The following is a 14,742-nucleotide window of genomic DNA, read 5'->3' on the forward strand; positions in this document are numbered from 1 at the left end:
CATCCGAAACAACCGGAATTATTAAATATCTTAAATAAACTGTACTCTTAATCAGCATCATTCCATATAAGTTAACAAATCCAAAAAAATCACCTCAGTATTAGCAAACTCGAAATATTTATAAGAACTTTGCAAACTTTTTTGCGTGAATACCACAAAAGCCTAAAGTACTTAAAATGAAGAAGAAGATTGAAATATTAGCTCCTGCCAGGGATTTAATTGGAGGAATGGCAGCCATTAATAGTGGTGCCGATGCTGTTTATATTGGTGCTCCACAATTTGGAGCACGCTCGAATGCCAACAATTCTATCGAAGATGTAGCTGCATTGGTACAATATGCACACCTCTTTAATGCACAGGTTTTTGTGGTTATGAATACCATTTTGTACGATAACGAACTGGAAACTTGCCGTTCAATGATCTGGGAATTATACGATATTGGTGTTGATGCCCTGATCATCCAGGACATGGCGATTATGGAAATGGACTTGCCTCCTATCGTACTTCACGCCAGCACACAAGCCAATAACCGTGATGCCGATAAAATAAAATTCTTAAAAGATGCCGGAATCAAACGTGTGGTTTTAGCCCGTGAATTAAATTTGCATCAAATTAAAACCATTTACGACGAAGCTGATGTTGAATTAGAATTTTTCGTAACCGGAGCTTTATGTGTTTCTTTCAGTGGAAACTGTTATATGAGTGTGGCCAATGGAGAACGTAGTGCTAATCGTGGTTCCTGCGCACAAAACTGCCGCTTGCCGTATAACTTAATAGACGGAAACGGAGAAACTTTGATCCGAAACAGTCACTTGCTTTCGATCAAGGATTTAGATATTTCAGATCAAATTCCGAATTTAATTGAGGCCGGAATTGTTTCTTTTAAAATTGAAGGACGTTTAAAAGATGTTGTTTATGTTAAAAACAACGTTTCTTATTTACGTCAAAAATTAGACAGCTACTTAGAAGGCGCAGGAAGTGATAAATACACCAAAGCTTCTTCGGGAAAATGTACTTATACTTTTGATTCTTCTTTAAGCAGAACTTTCAACCGTGGTTATACAGATTATTTTGTAAACGAAAGACACAGCTCTATTGGTTCCTGGGAAAGCCCAAAATCAAAAGGACAATATATTGGTAAATTAATCAGAACGGTTGGAAACGCTTACGAAATCGAAAACGGCGAATTACTAAACAACGGTGACGGACTTTGTTTCATCAATGAAAACAATGAAGCCGACGGAATCTATGTAAACAAAGCCGAAAACGGGAAAATTTATCCAAACGTTTTAAAAGAAGTAAAAGACGGAACTTTTATTTACCGTAACAACGATGCTGCTTTCATCAAAATTGTAGAAAGAGAAGACAGTGCTGTACGAAAACTGAGCACTACTTTATTGCTTACCGAAACAGCAACTGGTTTTGAATTAATCGCAACCGATGAAGACGGAAATGTGAGTGTTGTAAATTTAGAACATTCTAAAGAGCAGACTAAAACGGGCGAATCTATCGAAGAAAACATCAAAACACAATTAGCAAAAACAGGTTTTACGCCTTACACTGCTGATGAAATCAATATTATGTTCTCTCAAAACTGGTTCCTTCCTATTTCAAAAATCAATGAAATGCGAAGAACTGTTTACGATCAGCTGACCGAAATTCGTTTGAAAAACTACAAACGTGAAGAACACCAATTAGTTAAAACATCACACCCTTATCCGGAAACTAAACTGGATTTTATGTACAATGTTTCCAACAAAACGGCCCGTAAATTCTACGAGCGTCATGGCGTTACCGAAATTGAGAAAGCATTTGAATTACAATGGGATCCGGGAAAATCACGTGTAATGACAACCAAATATTGCATCAAATACGAATTAAAAAAATGTCCGATACACCAAAAAGATATAACTGGTGTTAAGGTAAAAGAACCTTTGGTTTTAAAACAAGGTGAATTAGAGTATAAACTAAAATTCAACTGCAAACCTTGTGAAATGGAAATCTGGGAAAAAGATGCAGAATTTGAAATAGAGGAAGATCATTTTCATTAGAATTTTAACCGTAAAGTTCGCAAAGGAATACGCAAGGTTCGCAAAGATTTAAAAAAAATCTTTGCGAACCTTTTCTTTTAACTGACCATCAAAAGCTTTGCAAACTTTGCGGGTAATGTAAATTACGTGGGCATACAAGACTTTGCGATTAAACTCTTTTTCGCTACTTTTACTTCTCCAACAACACAATTACTCTAAAATGAAAATACTACTCTTAGGTTCGGGTGAGTTAGGCAAAGAATTTGTCATTGCCGCACAACGAATCGGACAAACCGTAATTGCTGTAGATAATTACGAAAACGCCCCAGCCATGCAGGTAGCACACGGTTTTGAGATCATAAACATGCTCGACGGCGAAGCACTGGACCGAATAGTAGCCAAACACCAGCCGGACTTTATCGTTCCTGAAATAGAAGCCATCCGAACAGAACGTTTTTACGAATACGAAAAACAAGGCATTACCGTTGTTCCATCTGCAAAAGCAGCCAACTTTACCATGAATCGTAAAGCGATTCGCGATCTGGCTTCAAAAGAACTAGGTCTAAAAACAGCTAAATACCAATATGCTACATCAGCAGAAGAACTGCAAAAAGCCGTTCAGGAAGTTGGAATTCCGTGTGTAGTCAAACCATTAATGTCATCTTCCGGAAAAGGACAATCAACCATAAAAACAACTGATGATATCGAGAAAGCCTGGCAATATGCCGTTGCAGGTTCGCGTGGCGATGTCATTGAAGTTATTGTAGAAGCATTTGTTGATTTCCACTCAGAGATTACTCTTTTAACAATTACTCAAAATAACAATCCAACCCTGTTTTGCGCACCAATCGGACACCGTCAGGAGCGTGGCGATTACCAGGAAAGTTGGCAGCCCGCAAAAGTTTCTGAAGCCGATTTGTATGAAGCGCAGGACATGGCCGAAAAAATTACCGAAGCACTTGGAGGCGCAGGACTTTTTGGTGTCGAATTTTTCCTGACCAGCGATGGGGTTTATTTCTCAGAACTTTCTCCTCGTCCGCACGATACCGGAATGGTCACTTTGGCAGGAACACAAAATTTCAACGAATTCGAATTGCACCTGAGAGCTATTCTAAGCCTGCCAATTTTCGAAATCACTCTTGAAAAAGCCGGCGCAAGTGCTGTTATTTTAGCTTCACAGGATTCTGCAAATCCAACTTTTACCGGAATCGAACAAGTAGCCGCTTTACCCAAAACCGATTTCAGGATTTTTGGAAAACCCACTTCAAGACCTTACCGTCGAATGGGCGTTGTTTTAAGTTCTGATACCCTTGCAACACCAATCGACGAAATTACAGAACGCGCCAAAACAACTTCAAAACTAATAACCGTAAACCCTTAAAAATGAAAAACGCATTATTTACACTCTTCCTGCTTATAGGAATTACAGCTCAGGCTCAGGATAAAAAAGCAAACGAAAAACCCTTAACTGTAGAAACAGCCTGTGGCGAATGCCAATTTGGAATGAAAGGCAAAAGCTGTGATTTAGCGGTTCGCATTGACGGAAAAACTTATTTTGTAGATGGAACAACAATCGACGAACATGGCGATGCACATGCCGAAGATGGTTTCTGTAATGCGGTTCGTAAAGCCTCAGTAATTGGAAAAGTAGAAGACAACCGTTTTAAAGTAAGCTCATTTACCCTGATAAAAGAAAAATAATGGCGTCAATTCTTGAAAACATAGCCAAACACGTTTCACTGACCCCCGAAGAACAAGCTCATTTTTTATCGAAAACGGAGACTCATTCTTACAAAGCCAAAACAATTTTACTGAGTGCCGGCGAAATTTGTAAACACTCCTATTTTGTAAACTCGGGGATTCTAAGAAGCTTCAACATCAACGATAACATTGTCGAACATGTTCTGGCTTTTTCGTGCGAAGGTTGGTGGATGAGCGATATGTACAGCTATTTTTCACAGAAACCCGGGCAACTCTTTATAGAGGTTTTAGAAGACTCAGAAGTCCTTTCGCTGTCCAAAGAAAATCAGGAACAATTGTATCTTGATATTCCAAAGCTGGAGCGTTTTTTCAGAATTCTAATCGAAAACTCTCTGGTTGCCAATCAACAGCGCTTAATGGATAATTTAAGTCTGACAGCAGAAGAACGCTTTGAGAAATTTTGTGCTAAATATGGCACACTGGTGTATAAAGTTCCTCAAAAACAAATCGCTTCTTTTATTGGTGTCACACCTGAATTTTTCAGCAAAATGAAAGCAAGACTTTTGAAGAAATAATCACAAAAAAATGTTGCCACGAATTTCACGAATATACACGAATTTAATCTGTGGCTAAAAAAAGAAAACCAGTTCGATGAACTGGTTTTTCTTTTAAATTAAAATTGCTCAACCTCCGTAGAGTGTTTCATTGCAGTAGTCGAAGACCTGCCGATGGTTACTGTATTCTGAACCGCATCAAAATAAGAAGTACCTACAAAAGCCTGATGTTTTACCGCTCTGAATCCGTTTTGCTGCAAAGCAAATTCTCTTTCCTGCAATTCAGAATATCCTGCCATACCACGTTCTTTATACGCTTTTGACAATTCGAACATACTCGTATTCAAAGCATGGAATCCTGCCAGAGTAATGAACTGAAATTTATACCCCATGGCTGCCAGATCTTCTCTGAAAGTTTCCATTTCTGCTACTGATAATTTCGCTGCCCAATTGAAAGATGGAGAACAATTGTAAGCCAGCATTTTACCTGGAAACTCTTTTTTCATTGCATCGGCAAACTTCTTAGCATAAACCAAATCAGGATTACTGGTCTCCATCCAAATCAAATCGGCATAAGGTGCATAACTCAATCCTCTTGCAATTCCCTGATCGATTCCGCTGTTTACATAGAAAAAGCCTTCATTGGTCTTTTCTCCCGTAATAAATTTTGCATCTCTCGGATCGGCATCGCTGGTTAGCAAATTAGCGGCATCAGCATCTGTTCTTGCTACAATCAGTGTTGAAACCCCCATAACATCTGCCGCCAAACGGGCTGCGATCAATTTGTTAATCGCCTCCTGAGTAGGTACCAAAACTTTTCCGCCTAAGTGCCCGCATTTTTTAGCAGAGCTCAGCTGATCCTCAAAATGAACACCTGAAGCTCCTGCCTCAATCATCGATTTCATCAATTCGAATGCATTTAGATTCCCACCAAAACCTGCTTCCGCATCGGCCACAATCGGAACCAAATAATCTTTTTTATCTTCAACCTGGTTTACTACCTGAATCTGATCAGCTCTCAACAAGGCACTGTTAATTTTTTTAACCACCATCGGTACACTATTCACTGGGTAAAGTGATTGGTCAGGATACATTTCTCCTGCCAAATTTGCATCGGCTGCTACCTGCCAGCCGCTCAAATAAATCGCTTCTAAACCAGCATCGACTTCCTGAATCGCCTGATTTCCTGTTAAAGCACCCAAACCAGCAACATAATCCTGACTTTTTAACTTTCTCCATAATTTCTCCGCCCCCATTTTAGCAATAGAATGCTCGATATGATAAGAGCCCTGAAGCGTAACCACCTCTGTAGCGGTATACGGACGTTCAACACCTTTCCATCTTGGGTTCGTGATCCAATCGTTAATCAATTCCTGAATTCTGTCTTCTGTTGTTTTCATAAGTAATATAGTTAAGTTGGTTAGTAAGTAAATAGTTTTCAGTCGCAGATTTTAGTTTTCACTGAGACTCGTTTAAGTTTTTTTACGCAGATTTTTAATTGTCAGCGCAACGTTTTTTATAAATATTTGTAGCAGGGAATCGTCAAAAAGTCAACGAAATCAGTATTTACTACTAATCTTTCCAATACTTTTTCTGCTAATGGAAATTGTTGTTTTTCACGAATTTCTTCTCCTAATTCATTTTTAATTTTTTGAAATTCCTCTAAAGCCAATTCGTGATAATAGGCCAAATCTAATTTTCGTCCATTGTCCAAAACCACTTTATTCTGAAGCCATTGCCACAATTGCGATCTCGAAATTTCGGCCGTCGCAGCATCTTCCATCAGGTTATGCAGGGCCGCAGTACCTTGTCCGTTCAGCCATGAAGCCAGATACAGGACTCCGACATTAATATTTTTGCGAACACCGTTTTCTGTTATAATCCCTATCGGCGGTTCGATCAAATCTGCCTCTGTTATTTTGCGATATTCCCTTTTAACATGAATTTGATTTGGTGTTGGCATTCCGGCATCAAAAACATTTTTAGCCAGTAAAACCAAATCCGGATGCGCCACCCAGGTTCCGTCATGACCATTTTTTACTTCACGTTCCTTGTCGGTTTTTACCTTTGCAAAAGCGACTGCATTTGCTTCCTCATTATTCTTAATCGGAATTTGAGCAGCCATTCCTCCAATTGCATGAATACCGCGTTTGTGACATCTTTGAATTACCAGATTCGAATAGGCATTCATAAAAGGCGAAGTCATATTTACCTGATCGCGATCCGGAACAATGAACTTAGGATGCTTGCGGAATTTTTTAATGTAAGAGAATATATAATCCCAACGACCACAATTTAATCCTACGATATGTTCTTTCAATTCATAAATAATCTCATCCAGCTGAAAACTTGCCGTAATAGTTTCAATTAAAACCGTCACTTTTATCGTTCCCCTTTCTAACTTCAGATAATCTTCGGTAAAATCAATTACCGTATTCCACCAGCGTGCTTCCAGGTAATGTTCTAATTTTGGAATATAGAAATATGGTCCTGAGTTATTTTCTAAAAGCCTTTTGTGATTATGAAAAACATACAATCCAAAATCTACCAAAGAACCTGAAACTGAATTTCCATCAATCGAAAGATGCTTTTCCGGCAAATGCAACCCACGCGGACGCACGATCAATGTTGCAATCTTTTCATTTAAGTGATACGATTTGTGTTTAACCAAATCAGTATAGGAAATCGTTTTATTAACCGCATCAATCAAATTCACTTGTCCGTCCATTAAATTTTTCCAGGTTGGAGAAGTACTGTCTTCAAAATCTGCCATAAAAGTTTTGGCTCCCGAATTCAAGGCGTTGATAATCATCTTACGATCAACAGGTCCTGTGATCTCAACTCTACGATCCAGTAAATCTTTTGGAATTTCTCCAGCCACCCAATTACTTTCTCTGACGGTTTTGGTTTCTGAAGGAAAAGACGGCATGACTCCCTGATCAAAAGCGGCTTGTTTTTGTTCGCGCTGCAACAACAATAATTTTCGTTGCGACTCGAATTTTCGATGTAAATCGGTTATAAAAACAATCGCTTCTTCTGTCCAGATCTTTGGATAGGAAAGCTTCTTTTCGGCCAAAAACTCCATTGCCGTCTCGGTAATCTCTAATTGGTTTTTCATAGCTACTGCTTTTAATCAGTCATCAATCGTTGGTCTTTTTCTGTCTTTCGAGACAACACCAATCATAACAATCTGACGGTTAATATTTTCTACACCACAATATTAGAAAAAAGTTTTTTACAAAACAAGCGAACGTTCGCTAAATTTAAAAAATATTTTTTTGGCGATTATTTTTAGATTACTTACATTTGATATTATGGATATCGAAAAAGACTATATAAAGCTGATTTTTGGGCTAAAACTCAAGCAGGTCCGCACCCAGAAAAACCTTTCTCTTTTTGGCCTGGCCAAATTGACCAACCTTTCAAAATCGTATTTAAACGAGATTGAAAAAGGAAAAAAATATCCTAAAACAGATAAAATTTTACTTTTATGCGAACACCTGGACGTTACTTACGACCAAATGGTCTCGCTAAAGCTCGATAACAACCTCGCCCCGATTGGAGAAATCTTAAAGTCGGGGATTTTAAAAGAGATTCCTCTCGAACTTTTTGGGATTCAGGAAGCCGATTTAATTGATATTATTGCCAATGCCCCTGCCAAGGTCAATGCCTTTATCAGTACCATTATCGAAATTGCACAGCATTACAATCTGAGCCGGGAGAGTTTTTTCTTAGCAGCTTTACGCTCCTATCAGGAAGCACACAGTAATTATTTTGAAGATTTAGAAGAGAAGGTCATTGCTTTTTCTAAGTCCTTCCAGATTAATTTAGATTCTAAAATATCGATTAAAGAACTCGAAGCCATTCTTAAAGAGGAATTTGATTATACGATAAAAGAAATTGCCTTTACCGATCAGGAAGCTCTAGAAGACCTGCGCTCCATCTACGTACCAAAAAGCAAAACCCTTCTACTTTCAACCGAGATTGACGATCCACAAAAAGCCTTCATTCTGGCCAAAGAAATCGCCTATAACTATCTGAATTTATCCGATCGTTTACTGACGTTCAGCTGGATTAAGTTTGAGAACTTCGACCAGGTATTGCATAATTTCTATGCTTCTTACTTTGCAGGTGCTTTATTATTGCCGAGACAATTGATCGTAGGCAAAATCAATGATTTTTTAAATAACGAAAAACCAAATCCGGAAGAATTTGTAACGCTGATCGAAAGCTTTGAAGTTTCGCCGGAATCCTTTTATCAGAGATTAACCAATTTGCTTCCTAAGGATTTCCATCTGAAGAACTTATTCTTTTTAAGAATGTCGCATAAAATTGGCTCTGATTTTTATCAGATCAAAAAGGAGTTGCACATTACCAACCAGCAGGAACCGCATGCCAACGAAACCAACGAGCATTATTGCAGAAGATGGGTTTCGGTAAAAACCATAGACGAGGCCATCAGACAAAACAAACCACACTTTTTTGATGCTCAGATCTCAAGTTACATCCATAGCGGAAATGAATATCTGGTTTTTTCATCGGCCACAAAAGATCCTTTCATCAAAGACAACATACGCAGTATTTCGGTTGGTATTCTAATTAATCCAACCATGAAAAAGAAATTCAAATTCATCGAAGGAAAGCCACTAGTGAAGCGAATTGTTGGGGTAACCTGCGAAACCTGCGATGTAAAAGACTGCCTTGAAAGAGCCGCTCCTCCAATTGCACTTGAAAAGAAAAAACGCCATGAGAATACAGATGCCGTTGTGCAGCAGTTTATTTCGCAATACAGTTAGACTTTCTTAGACTTTCTTAGATCTTTGGATTGTTAGACCCTCAGATTATTGGACTATTCGATTCTTAGAATGTTTAGATCATAAACACGAAAATCAGGCCAATCTCAGTCGCCGCAAAACCTCTGTACCTTTGCACCTAAGAAGCTTAGCAGCTCAGAGCCTCAGAACCTCAGACTCTTTTCTTAATCTACATTAAGTGCTTTTCATCCATGTTGATCGTAAATTTGTACTATAAAAATAACAAAACAATTAACATCATGGAAAACATAATAATACACAAGGCAGAAACAAGAGGGAATGCAAATCACGGATGGCTTAATGCCTATCACAGTTTTAGCTTTGCGAGCTGGTACAATCCGGAAAGAATTCAGTTTGGCGCACTTCGCGTTCTGAACGATGACACTATTGCGGGCGGAATGGGTTTTGGAACGCATCCCCACGATAATATGGAAATTATCACAATTCCGTTAGAAGGTGATTTAGCGCACAAAGATAGCATGGGAAATACTGAAATCATTAAAAATGGTGATATTCAGGTCATGAGTGCCGGAACCGGAATTCAGCATAGCGAGTTCAATCCAAATGCCGATCAGCAAACTAAGCTGTTGCAAATCTGGTTGTTTCCTAACAAAAGAAATGTAACGCCGCGTTACCAACAAATTACTTTGGATGTTGCCGACAGACACAACAAACTGTCTCAGGTTTTATCTCCAAATGCTGATGATGAAGGAGTGTGGATCCATCAAGATGCCTGGTTTCATATGGGGAATTTTGATGCCGGAATCGCGACAACCTACAAATTAAAAAAAGAAGGAAACGGAGTTTATATTTTCATTTTAAAAGGAGATGTAACGATTAACGGTCAGGAATTAAACACTCGTGACGCTATGGGAATCTCTGATTTTGAAGCTTTAAACATCAAAGCAAATACAGCTGCCGAATTTCTGTTAATGGAAATTCCTATGAATTATTAATTCATCAAACACAGCTTACACTTTTCCAAAAGAAACGATAACAAACCTGAAAAACAGCATGTTATCGTTTCTTTTTTTACTTAAATTCCCAGTAAAGCCAAAAAGAAATACTAACTTTATAGTAGAAAATTGGTCTGAATTTAAAACTAAAATTAACCGCTAAAATTTTCAACCATGAATCCAAACAACCTGATTAAAGAATATACGAATGGAGAAGTTACCATTGTCTGGGAATCCGGAAAATGCATTCATTCTGCCAATTGCGTAAAAAACAATCCCGATGTTTTTCATCCAAAAGAAAAGCCATGGATCCTTCCTGAACAGTCTACTACCGAAAAAATAATACAAACGGTTCAAAAATGTCCTTCGGGCGCTTTAACTTTTTACCTGAACAACAAAAGCTAATTTTCTCGCCACAGATTACATAGATTAAAAAGATTTTTTCTGAATTAAAACATCCTAATCAATGAAAAACCCTTTAATCTGTGGCCAAAACAGAGCTCCCTTACTTTAATTAAAACGACAACAAAAAATGTGATAATCAAAAAGTTATCGCATTTTTTATTTCTTAATCTAGGTTAAGTCCCTTACCCTCACTACCACCGTAACTTTGTCCTATCAAAATGAAATTAATTATTTAAAAAATAAAATTATGGCAACTACAAAATGGTCAATTGACCCAACACATTCAGAAATTGGTTTTAAAGTTAAACACATGATGTTTACAAATGTTTCAGGTAAATTTGGAACTTACGATGCAACAATCAACACGGAGGGAGATAACTTCGAGAATGCTGCAATCGAATTTACAGGAGACATTACTTCTATCGATACTGCAAACACAGACCGAGACAATCACCTTAGAAGCAGCGATTTCTTTGATGCTGAAAATCACCCAAAACTAACGTTCAAAGGTTCTTCTTTCAAAAAAATCAATGCTGGAGCCTATGAATTAACGGGAGACTTAAACATCAAAGGTGTTTCAAAATCAGTAACTTTTCCGGTAGAATTTAGCGGAATTATGACTGATCCTTGGGGAAATACAAAAGCAGGATTAAGCATCGAAGGAAAAATCAATCGTAAAGACTGGGGACTAAACTGGAACTCCGCTCTTGAAACCGGAGGTGTTTTAGTAGGGGAAGAAGTTCGTTTAAACATTGAATTACAATTTGCAAAACAAGCTTAATTCTTCAAAAATAGATTTAATTTAATTGGTTATAAGATCCTGTACTTTTCAAGTACAGGATTTTTTCTTTGCCGCGAATTTTTATTTTATAAAGCTTAGAAAAACAATTCGTGAATTCGTGGCAGAAAAAACTTATCGCACAGTATTTCGAAATTCTGTAGGCGACATTCCGGTTTGTTTTTTAAAAAATCGGGAGAAATACGAATAATCTTCGTAACCCACTTTAAATGCCACTTCGTTAACCGCTAACTGTTTATCAATCAACATTCTCTTTATCTCTAAAACCACCCGGTCTGTAATAACTTCTGTTGCGGTTTTTTGCAGAATTTCATTACAAATCCGGTTTAGATGTTTTAAAGTGATATTTAGTTTTTCCGCATAAAAAGAGGGCAATTTTTCTTGTTTGAAGTATTGCTCCAAAAGCATTTCGAACTTATCAATTTTAATATTATACGAATGCGTTTGATGCGAATACGTTTCAATGTATTTGCGCGCGATCTCGATATGAATACAATCTAATAAATTCAGCATTTTATCAAGCTGGTACCTGTTATCCTGAATACTCTCCTGAATCAACAAATCAAAATAAGGCCTGATTTTAAGGATTCCCTTTTCTTCAAAAACCATTTCCGGCCGATTGTGAATCGAATGGTAAAAATTATACTCGTTGATATTTTTCTGCCCGAAATATAAATTATACAATTCCTGCGAAAAAATAATCACAAACCCCTCAATATCTTCAGATAAACTCCAATGATGCATTTGTCCGGGCTGCAACACAAACAAACTTCCTTTTTTGATTTCGAACTGATCAAAATCAACTTCGTGCTGCCCTGAGCCTTTCGTAAAAAACACCATAAGATACGAATCATGCCGGTGCGGTTCTTCGACAAAACTGTGACTTTTTAAATGCTCTTTGAACGTGTTGACATAGAAATCACGATGAATATCGTTACAGCTAAAATTCTTAACACTATAAACCGGGTATTTTTTCATATCTGTAGAATTTATTTTTTATTGATCATATATGCGATCGCCCAATCCTATTTTTCGTTTACAAATTCGTTTAAGGCAGGCGATGTCATAATAAATGTCTTTATTGTGCTATAAGTAGCGAAGATATAAAAAAGACTTTAATACAACTCTGGATTACCTTTGTATAAATAAAAAACAACAAGATCATGTCAAGTGCATTAACTCATATTTTAAGCAACGAATGTCCTATTTGTCATAAAGGAAAAGTTTTTACGGATAAAAATATTTTTTTAACTTTTGGTTTTCCAAAAATGAACGAATATTGCAGTCACTGTCATTACAAATTTCAAAAAGAACCTGGTTACTTCTTTGGAGCTATGTATGTAAACTACGGATTAACAGTAGCTCAGGGAATTGCAACGTACTGTATTGCACAGTTTTTCTTCGAAAAGAATTTCGATCTAAGAATCATTCCAATTATTGCTATTGTCATCACTCTGCTCACTTCTTTTAATCTCCGATTTTCAAGATTAGCGTGGATTTACATGTTTAAGGATTATACGAAATAAAAAAATGTTATTTTTGCCTTTCAATTGAAACTAATTTTCAATTCAAAAAAATTCAATCTTTAAATTAGACAAATGAAAGCATACGTATTTCCGGGTCAGGGCGCACAATTTACAGGAATGGGCAAGGACCTATATGAAACATCGGCTTTAGCCAAAGAATTGTTCGAAAAAGCTAATGAAATCTTAGGTTTTAGAATTACAGATATTATGTTTGAAGGTACTGCCGAAGAACTAAAAGAAACTAAAGTTACACAACCGGCGGTATTTTTACATTCGGTTATTTTAGCAAAAACTTTAGGCGAAGATTTTAAACCTGAAATGGTTGCGGGACATTCTTTAGGAGAGTTTTCAGCCTTGGTTGCAAACGGAACTTTATCGTTTGAAGATGGACTTAAATTAGTTTCTCAACGTGCTTTAGCCATGCAAAAAGCCTGTGAAATCACTCCATCTACAATGGCAGCGGTTTTAGGTTTGGCTGATAACATCGTTGAAGAGGTTTGCGCTTCTATTGACGGAATCGTTGTTGCTGCAAATTACAACTGTCCGGGACAGCTGGTAATTTCAGGAGAAACTTCAGCAGTTGAAAAAGCTTGCGAAGCCATGAAAGCTGCCGGAGCAAAACGCGCTTTAATTTTGCCTGTTGGAGGAGCATTTCACTCTCCAATGATGGAACCAGCAAGAGAAGAATTAGCCGCTGCTATTGAAGCAACTACATTCTCAACTCCAGTTTGTCCGGTTTACCAAAACGTAACCGCAAATGCTGTTTCTGATGCAAACGAAATCAAAAAGAACTTAATCATACAATTGACTGCTCCTGTAAAATGGACACAATCTGTTCAGCAAATGATCGCTGACGGCGCTACTTTATTTACTGAAGTTGGCCCAGGAAAAGTATTAGCAGGTTTGATCAACAAAATTGACAAAGAAGCGGTTACTGCAAATGCATAATTAGTATTCAGTCTCAGTAGCAGTTTTCAGTTGCTGACGATATAAATAAAATCCTCATGAACTAATGGTTTATGAGGATTTGTTTTTATAGCACTTTTGCTTCTGCACAATAATTATTTATAATTCCTGTAATCAAATAATTCTAGTTACTTTTTTCAAAGATAATTTCTATTTTCCCCACCATTCTCCAATCCTTCTGATTGATTCTGCTTTTGCTTCCTCTGGAGTTAATCCTTTTGCAAACTCGGCATCAAAATCAAAAGTTTCCTGGTCGATTCCTTTAAATTTAGATTTTTGAACTTCATACTCTACAGCAGGCTCTTCCACCTTACTAACTCTGGGTTTTTCATTTTTCTTTTTCATGATTCCTGCAACTTATTCTTACAAATTCATAACTCTTTTGCTTCTACACAATAATTATTTATAATTCCTGTAATCAAATAATTTTGATCTTTTTTATCAAAGAAGATATACCAGGTTGTCCTGCCATTGGTTTTATAAAAAACATAATGCAAACCTAAATACTGAAGTGATTTTGGTGTTTTCTTATGAGGGAAACTTGAAATACCTGAAATAATAAAATCAACTATTTTGCCTACATAATTCTGAGAGGACTCCAGATAACCAAAATAGTCCTCTTTAAAAAGTGCAAAAACTAAATCTTCAAAGGAGTTAAGAACTTCTTTTTCAAAAATTATTTTTTCCACGGATAAGCCTCTATTCTCTTAAACATTTCGGCTTTAAATTCTTCCGGTGTTAATCCTTTTGCAAACTCGGCATCAAAATCAAAAGTTTCCCGGTCGATTCCTTTAAATTTAGATTTTTGAACTTCATATTCTACAGCAGGCTCTTCCACCTTACTAGCTCTGGGATTTTCATTTTTCTTTTTCATAATTCCTACAATTTATTCTTACAAATTTACGAAATAAAGTAAACCAAAAATAAAAATCCCAAATAATTTTTTAGATTATTTGGGATTTTTCTTATCTTTTGTTTTCGTCTGAAAAAA

General features: G+C 37.0%; 16 protein-coding genes. 10 read left to right on the plus strand and 6 right to left on the minus strand.

Translation table 11 applies throughout. The features are described from left to right. The first annotated feature begins 176 nt into the window (after positions 1–176). The 4 genes from ACN1CN_RS14985 to ACN1CN_RS15000 all read left to right on the plus strand — a co-directional run bounded on the left by ACN1CN_RS14985 (position 177) and on the right by ACN1CN_RS15000 (position 4,306). Entirely contained in the window at positions 177–2,051 is a 1,875-nt protein-coding gene (locus ACN1CN_RS14985) for a peptidase U32 family protein (protein ID WP_419136219.1), read from the plus strand. 199 nt (positions 2,052–2,250) lie between these two features. Then, positions 2,251–3,411, plus strand: a complete 1,161-nt coding sequence (gene purT, locus ACN1CN_RS14990; protein WP_419136220.1) for a formate-dependent phosphoribosylglycinamide formyltransferase — start codon at positions 2,251–2,253, stop codon at positions 3,409–3,411. Positions 3,412–3,413: 2 nt separating this feature from the next. Then, positions 3,414–3,731, plus strand: coding sequence for a DUF6370 family protein (locus tag ACN1CN_RS14995; protein WP_264522800.1), 318 nt, complete (start codon positions 3,414–3,416; stop codon positions 3,729–3,731). Further along, positions 3,731–4,306 (plus strand): Crp/Fnr family transcriptional regulator, encoded by a 576-nt coding sequence (locus ACN1CN_RS15000; protein WP_264522799.1) that lies wholly within the window; start codon positions 3,731–3,733, stop codon positions 4,304–4,306. The genes ACN1CN_RS14995 and ACN1CN_RS15000 overlap by 1 nt, the downstream gene beginning before the upstream one ends. Positions 4,307–4,404: 98 nt before the next feature. On the opposite strand, the gene aceA is transcribed toward ACN1CN_RS15000, so the two are convergent. Both aceA and aceB read right to left on the minus strand, forming a co-directional pair. Next, positions 4,405–5,685, minus strand: coding sequence for an isocitrate lyase (aceA, locus tag ACN1CN_RS15005; RefSeq protein ID WP_017497777.1), 1,281 nt, complete (start codon positions 5,683–5,685; stop codon positions 4,405–4,407). A gap of 116 nt (positions 5,686–5,801) precedes the next feature. Further along, on the minus strand, positions 5,802–7,403 hold the full coding sequence (aceB, locus tag ACN1CN_RS15010) for a malate synthase A (RefSeq protein ID WP_419136221.1): 1,602 nt from the start codon (positions 7,401–7,403) through the stop codon (positions 5,802–5,804). Positions 7,404–7,599: 196 nt separating this feature from the next. Here aceB and ACN1CN_RS15015 point away from each other — a divergent pair, with 196 nt between their 5' ends. The 4 genes from ACN1CN_RS15015 (at position 7,600) to ACN1CN_RS15030 (ending at position 11,241) form a co-directional block, all read left to right on the plus strand. Continuing rightward, positions 7,600–9,081: a helix-turn-helix domain-containing protein gene (locus tag ACN1CN_RS15015; protein ID WP_419136273.1), complete on the plus strand. Its 1,482-nt coding sequence runs from the start codon at positions 7,600–7,602 to the stop codon at positions 9,079–9,081. Positions 9,082–9,338: 257 nt separating this feature from the next. Further along, entirely contained in the window at positions 9,339–10,055 is a 717-nt protein-coding gene (locus ACN1CN_RS15020; protein WP_291285949.1) for a pirin family protein, read from the plus strand. Positions 10,056–10,229: 174 nt separating this feature from the next. Further along, positions 10,230–10,460, plus strand: a complete 231-nt coding sequence (locus ACN1CN_RS15025) for a (4Fe-4S)-binding protein (protein ID WP_419136222.1) — start codon at positions 10,230–10,232, stop codon at positions 10,458–10,460. 247 nt (positions 10,461–10,707) lie between these two features. After that, positions 10,708–11,241, plus strand: a complete 534-nt coding sequence (locus tag ACN1CN_RS15030; RefSeq protein WP_419136223.1) for a YceI family protein — start codon at positions 10,708–10,710, stop codon at positions 11,239–11,241. A 132-nt stretch (positions 11,242–11,373) separates the two neighbouring features. On the opposite strand, the gene ACN1CN_RS15035 is transcribed toward ACN1CN_RS15030, so the two are convergent. Further along, positions 11,374–12,237 (minus strand): helix-turn-helix domain-containing protein, encoded by an 864-nt coding sequence (locus ACN1CN_RS15035; RefSeq protein WP_419136224.1) that lies wholly within the window; start codon positions 12,235–12,237, stop codon positions 11,374–11,376. A 185-nt stretch (positions 12,238–12,422) separates the two neighbouring features. On the opposite strand from ACN1CN_RS15035, the gene ACN1CN_RS15040 reads away from it, so the two are divergent. Next, entirely contained in the window at positions 12,423–12,785 is a 363-nt protein-coding gene (locus tag ACN1CN_RS15040) for a DUF983 domain-containing protein (protein WP_264522794.1), read from the plus strand. Positions 12,786–12,857: 72 nt separating this feature from the next. Continuing rightward, the gene (gene fabD, locus ACN1CN_RS15045) at positions 12,858–13,733 is read left to right on the plus strand and encodes an ACP S-malonyltransferase (RefSeq protein WP_264522793.1); all 876 of its coding nucleotides are present in this window, start codon (positions 12,858–12,860) and stop codon (positions 13,731–13,733) included. 168 nt (positions 13,734–13,901) lie between these two features. Here fabD and ACN1CN_RS15050 read toward each other — a convergent pair whose 3' ends face one another. From ACN1CN_RS15050 to ACN1CN_RS15060, 3 genes are read right to left on the minus strand one after another with little or no spacing between them, the layout of a single operon-like run. Continuing rightward, a complete protein-coding gene (locus ACN1CN_RS15050) occupies positions 13,902–14,096 on the minus strand; it encodes a hypothetical protein (protein ID WP_419136225.1) in 195 nt (64 codons plus the stop codon). Positions 14,097–14,122: 26 nt separating this feature from the next. Then, positions 14,123–14,440, minus strand: a complete 318-nt coding sequence (locus ACN1CN_RS15055; protein WP_419136226.1) for a hypothetical protein — start codon at positions 14,438–14,440, stop codon at positions 14,123–14,125. Next, entirely contained in the window at positions 14,428–14,625 is a 198-nt protein-coding gene (locus ACN1CN_RS15060; RefSeq protein ID WP_419136227.1) for a hypothetical protein, read from the minus strand. Before ACN1CN_RS15060 ends, ACN1CN_RS15055 begins: the two co-directional genes overlap by 13 nt. Positions 14,626–14,742: the final 117 nt, after the last annotated feature.

Source organism: Flavobacterium sp. T12S277, assembly GCF_048514875.1.
Classification (GTDB): domain Bacteria; phylum Bacteroidota; class Bacteroidia; order Flavobacteriales; family Flavobacteriaceae; genus Flavobacterium.

Excerpts from the sequence above, each read along its gene's own strand:
- ACN1CN_RS15040 (WP_264522794.1), top strand. The coding sequence starts at position 12,423 with ATGTCAAGTGCATTAACTCATATTTTAAGCAACGAATGTCCTATTTGT.
- ACN1CN_RS15015 (WP_419136273.1), top strand. The coding sequence starts at position 7,600 with ATGGATATCGAAAAAGACTATATAAAGCTGATTTTTGGGCTAAAACTC.
- purT (WP_419136220.1), top strand. The coding sequence starts at position 2,251 with ATGAAAATACTACTCTTAGGTTCGGGTGAGTTAGGCAAAGAATTTGTC.
- ACN1CN_RS14995 (WP_264522800.1), top strand. The coding sequence starts at position 3,414 with ATGAAAAACGCATTATTTACACTCTTCCTGCTTATAGGAATTACAGCT.
- ACN1CN_RS15060 (WP_419136227.1), bottom strand. The coding sequence starts at position 14,625 with ATGAAAAAGAAAAATGAAAATCCCAGAGCTAGTAAGGTGGAAGAGCCT.
- ACN1CN_RS15020 (WP_291285949.1), top strand. The coding sequence starts at position 9,339 with ATGGAAAACATAATAATACACAAGGCAGAAACAAGAGGGAATGCAAAT.
- ACN1CN_RS15050 (WP_419136225.1), bottom strand. The coding sequence starts at position 14,096 with ATGAAAAAGAAAAATGAAAAACCCAGAGTTAGTAAGGTGGAAGAGCCT.
- ACN1CN_RS15000 (WP_264522799.1), top strand. The coding sequence starts at position 3,731 with ATGGCGTCAATTCTTGAAAACATAGCCAAACACGTTTCACTGACCCCC.
- ACN1CN_RS14985 (WP_419136219.1), top strand. The coding sequence starts at position 177 with ATGAAGAAGAAGATTGAAATATTAGCTCCTGCCAGGGATTTAATTGGA.
- aceB (WP_419136221.1), bottom strand. The coding sequence starts at position 7,403 with ATGAAAAACCAATTAGAGATTACCGAGACGGCAATGGAGTTTTTGGCC.
- aceA (WP_017497777.1), bottom strand. The coding sequence starts at position 5,685 with ATGAAAACAACAGAAGACAGAATTCAGGAATTGATTAACGATTGGATC.
- ACN1CN_RS15025 (WP_419136222.1), top strand. The coding sequence starts at position 10,230 with ATGAATCCAAACAACCTGATTAAAGAATATACGAATGGAGAAGTTACC.
- ACN1CN_RS15030 (WP_419136223.1), top strand. The coding sequence starts at position 10,708 with ATGGCAACTACAAAATGGTCAATTGACCCAACACATTCAGAAATTGGT.
- ACN1CN_RS15035 (WP_419136224.1), bottom strand. The coding sequence starts at position 12,237 with ATGAAAAAATACCCGGTTTATAGTGTTAAGAATTTTAGCTGTAACGAT.
- fabD (WP_264522793.1), top strand. The coding sequence starts at position 12,858 with ATGAAAGCATACGTATTTCCGGGTCAGGGCGCACAATTTACAGGAATG.